Origin of the sequence: Streptomyces atriruber (assembly GCF_001418325.1) — a bacterium.
GTDB classification, from domain to species: Bacteria; Actinomycetota; Actinomycetes; order Streptomycetales; family Streptomycetaceae; genus Streptomyces; species Streptomyces atriruber.
Genome location: NZ_LIPN01000181.1, coordinates 1 through 9,024 on the forward strand (window position 1 = coordinate 1; position 9,024 = coordinate 9,024).

8 protein-coding genes are annotated in these 9,024 nt (G+C 71.2%); 7 read left to right on the forward strand and 1 reads right to left on the reverse strand.

All coding sequences use genetic code 11. The features are described 5' to 3' along the window. From AOK03_RS20105 to AOK03_RS20130, 6 genes are all read left to right on the forward strand, one after another. Positions 1-245, forward strand: a 245-nt coding sequence (locus tag AOK03_RS20105; RefSeq protein WP_244177672.1) for a CGNR zinc finger domain-containing protein, incomplete at its 5' end; no start/stop codon positions are given. A gap of 139 nt (positions 246-384) precedes the next feature. Next, positions 385-960 carry a sigma-70 family RNA polymerase sigma factor gene (locus tag AOK03_RS20110; protein WP_055566697.1) on the forward strand — a complete coding sequence of 192 codons (576 nt, stop codon included), beginning with the start codon at positions 385-387 and terminating at the stop codon, positions 958-960. After that, entirely contained in the window at positions 957-1,751 is a 795-nt protein-coding gene (locus tag AOK03_RS20115) for a zf-HC2 domain-containing protein (RefSeq protein ID WP_055566698.1), read from the forward strand. The genes AOK03_RS20110 and AOK03_RS20115 overlap by 4 nt, the downstream gene beginning before the upstream one ends. A 109-nt stretch (positions 1,752-1,860) precedes the next feature. Continuing rightward, positions 1,861-4,215, forward strand: a complete 2,355-nt coding sequence (locus AOK03_RS20120; RefSeq protein ID WP_055566699.1) for a HelD family protein — start codon at positions 1,861-1,863, stop codon at positions 4,213-4,215. A 388-nt stretch (positions 4,216-4,603) separates the two neighbouring features. Next, complete coding sequence (locus tag AOK03_RS20125) at positions 4,604-6,034, forward strand: NAD-dependent malic enzyme (protein WP_055566700.1); 1,431 nt, start codon at positions 4,604-4,606, stop codon at positions 6,032-6,034. Positions 6,035-6,334: 300 nt separating this feature from the next. Then, positions 6,335-6,616: an HU family DNA-binding protein gene (locus AOK03_RS20130; RefSeq protein WP_016645140.1), complete on the forward strand. Its 282-nt coding sequence runs from the start codon at positions 6,335-6,337 to the stop codon at positions 6,614-6,616. A gap of 108 nt (positions 6,617-6,724) precedes the next feature. Here the strand turns inward: AOK03_RS20130 and murA are convergent, their stop codons facing one another. Next, entirely contained in the window at positions 6,725-8,068 is a 1,344-nt protein-coding gene (murA, locus tag AOK03_RS20135; RefSeq protein WP_055566701.1) for a UDP-N-acetylglucosamine 1-carboxyvinyltransferase, read from the reverse strand. A gap of 255 nt (positions 8,069-8,323) precedes the next feature. Here murA and AOK03_RS20140 point away from each other — a divergent pair, with 255 nt between their 5' ends. Beyond that, positions 8,324-8,938: a YqgE/AlgH family protein gene (locus AOK03_RS20140; protein ID WP_055566702.1), complete on the forward strand. Its 615-nt coding sequence runs from the start codon at positions 8,324-8,326 to the stop codon at positions 8,936-8,938. Positions 8,939-9,024 lie beyond the last annotated feature (86 nt).

A 9,024-nucleotide genomic window follows, 5' to 3' on the forward strand; every position in this document is an offset into this window, starting at 1 on the left:
TCCGCGTCCTGCGCGGCGAGCCCGGCTGCGCGGCGCTCGTCGCCGCCGTCGCCAGGGATGCCGTCGACCTGCTCACCGACCCGGCGGCCCGCGCCCTGCTCCGGCAGTGCGAGGGCGACAACTGCCCGATCGTGTACCTCGACACGTCCCGCGGCCGCCGTCGCCGCTGGTGCTCCAGCGAGGTGTGCGGCAACCGGGAGCGGGTGGCCCGGCACCGCCGGAGGGCGGCGCTCGCCCGCCCCTGAGCCGAGCCCGGCTCCCTCCCCGCCCCCACGCCCCCAACCGCACGAACGTACGCGACCGTTGAACGCCCGGCGCCCCGCCTACGTACCTCCGTCGTGAGACCCGCCCGACCCGCCGAAAGTGCGGACACCGGAGGTACGCGTGCGCAAGGATTCCGCCGTGGCCGATGAGCGCCCGCAGCCGCACCGCCATCGCCTCGGCCGGCCCCCGGGCCCGGACGAGGAGTTGATGCGCGCCCTCTACCAGGAGCACGCGGGACCCCTTCTCGCCTATGTGCTCCGGCTGGTGGCCGGCGACCGGCAGCGGGCCGAGGACGTCGTGCAGGAGACGCTCATCCGTGCCTGGAAGAACGCCGGTCAGCTCAACAGTGCTACCGGTTCGGTACGCCCCTGGCTGGTGACGGTCGCCCGGCGCATCGTCATCGACGGTCACCGCAGCCGGCAGGCCCGGCCGCAGGAGGTCGATCCGTCGCCGCTGGAGGTCATCCCCGCGGAGGACGAGATCGATAGGGCGCTGTGGCTGATGACGCTTTCGGACGCACTGGAGGACCTGACTCCCGCGCATCGGGAGGTACTTGTAGAGACCTACTTCAAAGGGCGTACGGTCAATGAGGCGGCCGAGACGCTGGGCATACCCAGCGGGACGGTCCGTTCACGGGTCTTCTACGCGCTTCGCTCGATGAAGCTGGCGCTCGAGGAGCGGGGGGTGACAGCATGACCGATTTCCACAGCCACCACGAGGCGCGGCAGGACGACGACCTCCACGAGACCGTCGGCGCCTACGCCCTGGGGATCCTGGACGACGTGGAGGCCACGCGGTTCGAGGCGCACCTCGCCGGGTGCGGGCCGTGCAGGCAGCAGCTGGACGAGCTCTCCGGCATGGAGCCGATGCTGGCCGCGCTCGCGGACTTCCCCGGCCCGCGCGGCGTCCCCGCGATCGGCGAGCAGCTCGCCGCCCGGCCGAGCCCCCGCCTCGCGGAGCGCCTCGTCGCGGAGGTGTCCGTCAAGCGGGAGCGCGGGCGCAGGCGCGGTCTGTACCTGGTGGCGGCGGCGGTCACGCTGATCGTCGGCGGTCCGCTCGCGGTCCTCGCGGTGACCGGCGACGGCGGCTCGAAGGACGTGGCGGCCGACCCGCACCCCACCAGCCCCGCCGAGGACGCGTTCTTCCACCACATGGAGGAGAAGGCGCGGGCCACGGACCCGACGACCAAGGTCAGCGCCACGGTCGGCACGGAGAAGAAGCCGTGGGGCACGCACACCGTCCTGGAGCTGAAGAACGTCAAGGGTCCGCTGAAGTGCTCGCTGATCGCGGTCGGCAAGGACGGCGAGAAGGAGACGGTCAGCAGCTGGTCGGTGCCCGCGTGGGGGTACGGGATCAAGGACAGCCCGGACAAATGGGCGCGCGGTCCGCTGTACGTCCACGGGGGCGCCGCCATGGACCGCAACGAGATCGACCACTTCGAGGTGACCACGTTCGACGGGGACCGGCTGGTCAAGGTCGACGTGTAGCGCACGACAAGTGCACAGGATGGGCCCCTTTCGCCTAAGGTGGACGGCTGCTCGGTAGGGGCAGCAGCACGGTGCGAAAGGGGCCTCGGTGGCCGACGTCAACGCAGTAATGCCGTCAGGCACACGCGACCGCGAGATCAGCGTCGAACAGGAACATCTCGACCAGGTCTACCGACGTCTCGAGGAGAAGATCCACGAGGCGGAGTTCCTGATGAACGACGCGGCCAAGCGCTCCCAGGTCGGTACGCCGGGCGCGCTCGCCGAGCGCGACGCGCAGGTCTTCCGCGCGGGCGTCCATCTGAACCGGCTCAACAACGAGTTCGAGGACTTCCTCTTCGGGCGGATCGACCTGCTCCTGGGCAAGGACGGCAAGAAGGGCCCGGACGGCGCGTACACGGCGGTCGAACCGGCGGAGGGCGCGGTCCGCGAGGACGAGAGCGGCAAGTACGCGGAGATCGCGGAGACGCTGCACATCGGCCGCATCGGCGTCCTCGACGCGGACTACTCCCCGCTGGTCATCGACTGGCGGGCGCCCGCCGCCGCGCCGTTCTACCGCTCGACCCCGGTCGACCCGGGCCGTGTCGTGCGCCGCCGCGTCATCCGCTCCAAGGGCCGCAAGGTCCTGGGCGTAGAGGACGACCTGATGCGCCCGGAGCTCACCGCCCGCCTCGCCGGCGAGGTGCTCCCGGTCATCGGCGACGGTGCCCTGATGGCGGCGCTCGGCCAGGCCCGCAGCCACTCGATGCGGGACATCGTGGCGTCGATCCAGGCCGAGCAGGACCTGGTGATCCGCGCGCCCGCCGCGTCGGTGACGTACGTGGAGGGCGGCCCCGGCACCGGCAAGACGGCGGTGGCGCTGCACCGGGCCGCGTACCTCCTCTACCAGGACCGTCGCCGGTACTCGGGCGGTATCCTCATCGTCTCCCCGACCCCGCTCCTGGTCGCCTACACGGAGGGCGTGCTGCCCTCCCTCGGCGAGGAGGGGCAGGTCGCGATCCGCGCGGTCGGCTCGCTGGTGGAGGGCGTGGAGGCGACGGAGTACGACAGCCCGGCGGTGGCGCGGGCCAAGGGCTCGTCGCGGATGCTGAAGGTGCTGCGGAAGGCGGCGCGCGGGGCGCTGGAAGGGGTGGCCGCCCCGGTGCGGACCCCGGCCCCGCAGGACGGACAGCTGGCCTTCGGGGACGAGCCCGAGGAGCCGTCGGCCGCCGCGGCCGCCACCCCCACCCGGCTGCGCGTCGTCGCCTTCGGCCGCCGTCTCGAACTGGACGCCGACCAGCTGAACCGCATCCGCCGCAACGCCCTGGGCGGCACCGCCCCCGTCAACCTGCTGCGTCCGCGCGCCCGCAAGCTCCTCCTGGACGCCCTGTGGTCGCAGTCCGGCGCGGCCGGACGCCACACCGACCCCGAGCTCGCCGCGGAACTCCGCTCCTCCTTCGACGACGACATCACGTCCGAGGACGACTTCATCCACTTCCTCGACGCCTGGTGGCCGGAGCTCACCCCGCGCGGGGTGCTCACCGCGATGAGCGACGAGAAGTGCCTCGGCCGCTGGGCCCGCCGCATCCTCAACCCGGGCGAGGTCCGCAAGGTCGCCCGCTCGTTGCGGCGCGACGCCCTGTCCGTGCACGACGTGGCGCTCCTCGACGAGCTGCAGGCGATCCTCGGCACGCCGCACCGGCCCAAGAAGAAGCGTGAACTCGACCCCCTCGACCTGCTCACCGGACTCGAAGAGCTGATGCCGCAGCGCGAGGAGTCCCAGCGCGAGCGAGCCGAGCGCCTCGCGGCGGAGCGCACCGAGTACGCGCACGTCATCGTCGACGAGGCGCAGGACCTGACCCCCATGCAGTGGCGCATGGTCGGCCGCCGCGGCCGGCACGCCACCTGGACCGTCGTCGGCGACCCGGCCCAGTCCTCCTGGTCGGACCCGGACGAGGCGGGCGAGGCGCGCGACGAGGCCCTCGGCACCCGGCCGCGCCGCCGCTTCACGCTCACCGTCAACTACCGCAACCCCGCCGAGATCGCGGAGCTCGCCGCCAAGGTGCTCGCCCTGGCGATGCCGGGCGCCGAGTCCCCGTCGGCGGTCCGCTCGACCGGACTGCGGCCCCGGTTCGCCGTCGTGCGGGACAAGGACCTCGCCGCGTCCGTGCGGGAGGAGGCGGCGCGGCTCCTTGAGCGGGTCGACGGGACGGTCGGCGTCGTCGTGGCGATGAACCGGCGCGAGCAGGCGGCGCGCTGGCTGGCGGGGCTGGGGGACCGCGTCGTGGCGCTCGGCAGCCTGGAGGCCAAGGGCCTGGAGTACGACGCGACGCTCGTCGTCTCGCCCGCGGAGATCGCGGACGAGTCCCCGGCGGGCCTGCGCGTCCTGTACGTGGCGCTGACCCGTGCGACGCAGCAACTCACGGTCCTTTCGGGGGAGCGCGACGAGCCGGACGCGGAGGGTGTGCCGGACCTCTTGAGGGACTGACCGCGAGGCGGCCGGGTGACCGGCCGCGAAGAGAGCGCACGGATGCGCGGTACGGGAATTGCCTTACGGGGTTCGTTTGTTACCTTGGATGTGGCACCGGCCCGATCCAAGCCCCCGGGCCCAACCATCGTCGCTACGAGCGACCACTTGCCGCGAGGCGAGCATGGCGGGTCGGTGTCATCAGTCTTCGAGAGGCCCACGTCACCAAGTGACGTGGGCCTCTTTCTGTTTTGGGCGACTTCTCGTATGGTGGAAACAAGTTTCCAAAAACGCAGCGCACTGGCCGGTGAACAAAACGTTCTCAATCCGGGGCGGCTACCACGTACTCGGCGGTAGGTGCGACCATCGGACGGCAAGAGCTACAAGGTGAAAGCAGAGGAAGTCGGCCATGGCAACGGCGCCCAGCGTCTCCTACTCGATGACGGTCCGGCTGGAGGTGCCCGCGAGCGGAACGGCGGTCTCCCAGCTCACCACGGCCGTCGAGTCATCCGGGGGCTCGGTCACCGGCCTCGACGTCACGGCCTCCGGCCACGAGATGCTGCGGATCGACGTGACGATCGCGGCGTCCTCCACCACGCACGCCGACGAGATCGTCGAGCAGCTGCGCACCATCGAGGGCGTCACCCTCGGCAAGGTCTCCGACCGTACGTTCCTGATGCACCTCGGCGGCAAGATCGAGATGGCGTCCAAGCACCCCATCCGCAACCGTGACGACCTGTCCATGGTCTACACGCCGGGCGTCGCCCGCGTCTGCATGGCGATCGCCGAGAACCCCGAGGACGCGCGCCGTCTGACCATCAAGCGCAACTCCGTTGCGGTCGTAACGGACGGATCGGCCGTTCTGGGCCTCGGCAACATCGGCCCGAAGGCCGCGCTGCCCGTCATGGAGGGCAAGGCGGCCCTCTTCAAGCGCTTCGCCGGCATCGACGCCTGGCCGATCTGCCTGGACACCCAGGACACCGACGCCATCGTCGAGATCGTCAAGGCCATCGCCCCCGGCTTCGCGGGCATCAACCTGGAGGACATCTCCGCGCCCCGCTGCTTCGAGATCGAGGCCCGGCTGCGCGAGGCCCTCGACATCCCCGTCTTCCACGACGACCAGCACGGCACCGCCATCGTCGTCCTCGCCGCCCTCACCAACGCCCTGCGTGTGGTGGGCAAGGGCATCGGCGACGTGCGCGTGGTCATGTCGGGCGCCGGAGCGGCCGGCACGGCCATCCTCAAGCTCCTGCTGGCCGCCGGCGTCAAGAACGCCGTCGTGGCCGACATCCACGGCGTCGTGCACGCCGACCGCGAGGACCTGGTGGGCGCCGACGCGGACTCGCCGCTGCGCTGGATCGCCGACAACACCAACCCCGAGGGCCTCACCGGCACCCTCAAGGAGGCCGTGGTCGGCGCCGACGTCTTCATCGGCGTCTCCGCTCCGAACGTCCTGAACGGCGACGACGTGGCCGCCATGGCCGAGGGTGCCATCGTGTTCGCGCTCGCGAACCCGGACCCCGAGGTCGACCCGGCAATCGCCCGCCAGACGGCGGCAGTTGTGGCCACCGGACGCTCGGACTTCCCGAACCAGATCAACAACGTCCTGGTCTTCCCCGGCGTCTTCCGCGGCCTGCTCGACGCCCAGTCGCGCACGGTCAACACAGAGATGATGCTGGCCGCGGCGGGCGCCCTGGCGGACGTCGTCGCCGAGGACGAGCTCAACCGGAACTACATCATCCCCAGCGTCTTCAACGACAAGGTCGCGCCCGCCGTGGCCGACGCCGTGCGCACCGCGGCGAAGGCCGCGGGGTCCGCTGTGACAGGCGCCACGGCCTAGGGACACGGCGCGTCGAAGGACCCGGGCCCCACAAGGCCCCTCTAGGGTGGCTTGGCAGATAGCCCTCCCGGCCCCCGGCATTTCAGGGGCGGCGGACGCTTTTCGTGTGACCCCCAAGGGCGCCGGATTGGCTTTCCCGCCGCAGGTGGGGGCAGGATGCGTAATCGGGCGCGAGGGTCTGAGGTCAGACCCGGGTCCGGGGACTGTCCGAGGACCCTGGCAGCATCGTCTTCGCTGTGCCCATCATGCGGCTCTGCCGCGTGGCACGCCTCAACGGCAAAAGAACACGGGAGTACAAACATGAACCGCAGTGAGCTGGTGGCCGCGCTGGCCGACCGCGCCGAGGTGACCCGCAAGGACGCCGACGCCGTGCTGGCCGCGTTCGCCGAGACCGTCGGCGAGATCGTTGCCAAGGGCGACGAGAAGGTCACCATCCCCGGCTTCCTGACCTTCGAGCGCACCCACCGTGCCGCTCGCACCGCCCGCAACCCGCAGACCGGTGAGCCGATCAACATCCCGGCCGGTTACAGCGTCAAGGTTTCGGCTGGTTCCAAGCTGAAGGAAGCGGCGAAGGGCAAGTAGCCCCGAGCAGCTGAAAGGGGCGGCCACCCATTCGGGTGGCCGCCCCTTTCGCGTGCCGTCGTGCTCTCGTCGTGCCGTCCAGCCCCGGGCCGGGGCCTGCGGCAGGACCTAGGCCAGCGGGGCCTTGCCGGGCAGCTCGACCTTCGCGCCGAGCTCCACGAGCTTCTCCATGAAGTTCTCGTAGCCGCGGTTGATCAGGTCGATGCCGTGGACACGGGACGTGCCCTGCGCCGCCAGCGCCGCGATGAGGTACGAGAAGCCGCCGCGCAGGTCGGGGATGACCAGATCGGCGCCCTGGAGCTTCGTGGGGCCGCTGACGACCGCCGAGTGGAGGAAGTTCCGCTGGCCGAAGCGGCAGTCGGAGCCGCCGAGGCACTCGCGGTAGAGCTGGATGTGCGCGCCCATCTGGTTGAGCGCCGAGGTGAAGCCGAGACGGGACTCGTAGACCGTCTCGTGGACGATGGACAGGCCCGCGGCCTGCGTCAGGGCCACGACGAGCGGCTGCTGCCAGTCGGTCTGGAAGCCGGGGTGCACGTCCGTCTCCAGGGCGATCGCGTTGAGCGAGCCGCCCGGGTGCCAGAAGCGGATGCCCTCGTCGTCGATCTCGAAGGCACCGCCCACCTTCCGGTAGGTGTTCAGGAACGTCATCATCGAGCGCTGCTGGGCGCCGCGGACGTAGATGTTGCCTTCGGTCGCCAGGGCCGCGGAAGCCCAGGAGGCGGCCTCCAGGCGGTCCGAGAGGGCGTGGTGGTTGTAGCCGCCGAGGCTGTCGACACCGGTGATCCGGATGGTCCGGTCCGTGTCCATGGCGATGATCGCGCCCATTTTCTGCAGGACGCAGATCAGGTCCTCGATCTCCGGCTCGACCGCGGCGTTCGAGAGCTCGGTCACGCCCTCCGCGAGCACGGCGGTGAGCAGGACCTGCTCGGTGGCGCCCACGGACGGGTACGGCAGACGGATCTTGGTGCCGCGCAGGCGCTGCGGGGCCTCCAGGTACTGACCGCCCTCACGCTTCTCGATGGTGGCGCCGAACTGGCGGAGCACCTCGAAGTGGAAGTCGATCGGCCGGCCGCCGATGTCGCAGCCGCCGAGGCCGGGGATGAAGGCGTGCCCGAGGCGGTGCAGCAGCGGGCCGCAGAAGAGGATCGGAATGCGCGACGAGCCCGCGTGGGCGTCGATGTCGGCGACGTTCGCGCTCTCCACGTGGGACGGGTCCATGATGAGCTCGCCCGGCTCCTCGCCGGGGCGGACCGTCACGCCGTGCAGCTGCAGCAGGCCGCGCACGACGCGTACGTCACGGATGTCGGGGACATTGCGCAGCCGGCTCGGGGCGCTGCCGAGCAGCGCGGCCACCATGGCCTTTGGCACGAGGTTCTTCGCGCCGCGGACACGGATCTCGCCCTCGAGCGGAGTACCGCCGTGGACAAGCAGGACATCATCGGTGACGGTCATGAATCTCGCGTTCCGATTGGATGGACGGGGGGACCAAAGGGCCAAGCGTAATGGCCGCGTACCCCCCTTCCGTAAGGCTGAGGACGCACAAACCACGTCATGAGTTCGTGACAACACGAACCGTGCGTAACCGGACACCCCGGGTCACCGTCCGCAACGGGTGTCCCAGCCGCCCCTCCGCGGCTCTGAGCTGCATTCACTCCGGTCTGCGCATTGCCTCCCCGCGCAGGGCAAAGATGCGGGATCATGTGGTCCATGACCGAGGTGTCCTCGCTCACAGGCCGGCTGCTCGTGGCCACACCGGCCCTGGCGGACCCGAACTTCGACCGCGCGGTGGTGCTGCTCCTCGACCACGACGAGAAGGGCTCGCTCGGCGTGGTCCTGAACCGCCCGACCCCGGTGGACGTCGCCGACATCCTGGAGGGCTGGGGGGAGCTCGCCGGTGCGCCCGGAGTGGTCTTCCAGGGCGGTCCCGTCTCGCTGGACTCGGCGCTCGGGGTCGCGGTGATCCCCGGTGAGAAGGGGGCGCCGCCGCGTGCCCGGCCGCGGGCGGGCGCACGGTCCCCCGTCCCCGCGGACCCCATCGGCTTCCGCCGTGTGCACGGCGCGATCGGCCTCGTCGACCTGGAGGCCCCGCCGGAGCTCCTCGCCTCGGCCCTCGGCTCCCTGCGGATCTTCGCGGGCTATTCGGGCTGGGGACCGGGCCAGCTGGAGAACGAGCTGGCGGAAGGCGCCTGGTACGTGGTCGAGTCCGAGCCGGGTGACGTCTCGTCGCCGGACCCGGAGCGGCTGTGGCGGGCGGTGCTGCGGCGCCAGCGCAGCGAGCTGGCGATGGTGGCGACCTATCCGGACGACCCGTCGTTGAACTGAGCGGGGTCCGGGCGGGGCGCCCGGGGTCCGTCTGTGTGTGGGGGCCCTGCTCCCGCTTGGCGTTGCGGGGTGAACGAGCGGGCGGG

Bases quoted from the DNA above. Each gene is read 5' to 3' on its own strand.
- AOK03_RS20120 (WP_055566699.1), top strand. From the start codon at position 1,861: ATGCCGTCAGGCACACGCGACCGCGAGATCAGCGTCGAACAGGAACAT.
- AOK03_RS20125 (WP_055566700.1), top strand. From the start codon at position 4,604: ATGGCAACGGCGCCCAGCGTCTCCTACTCGATGACGGTCCGGCTGGAG.
- AOK03_RS20140 (WP_055566702.1), top strand. From the start codon at position 8,324: ATGACCGAGGTGTCCTCGCTCACAGGCCGGCTGCTCGTGGCCACACCG.
- AOK03_RS20130 (WP_016645140.1), top strand. From the start codon at position 6,335: ATGAACCGCAGTGAGCTGGTGGCCGCGCTGGCCGACCGCGCCGAGGTG.
- AOK03_RS20115 (WP_055566698.1), top strand. From the start codon at position 957: ATGACCGATTTCCACAGCCACCACGAGGCGCGGCAGGACGACGACCTC.
- murA (WP_055566701.1), bottom strand. From the start codon at position 8,068: ATGACCGTCACCGATGATGTCCTGCTTGTCCACGGCGGTACTCCGCTC.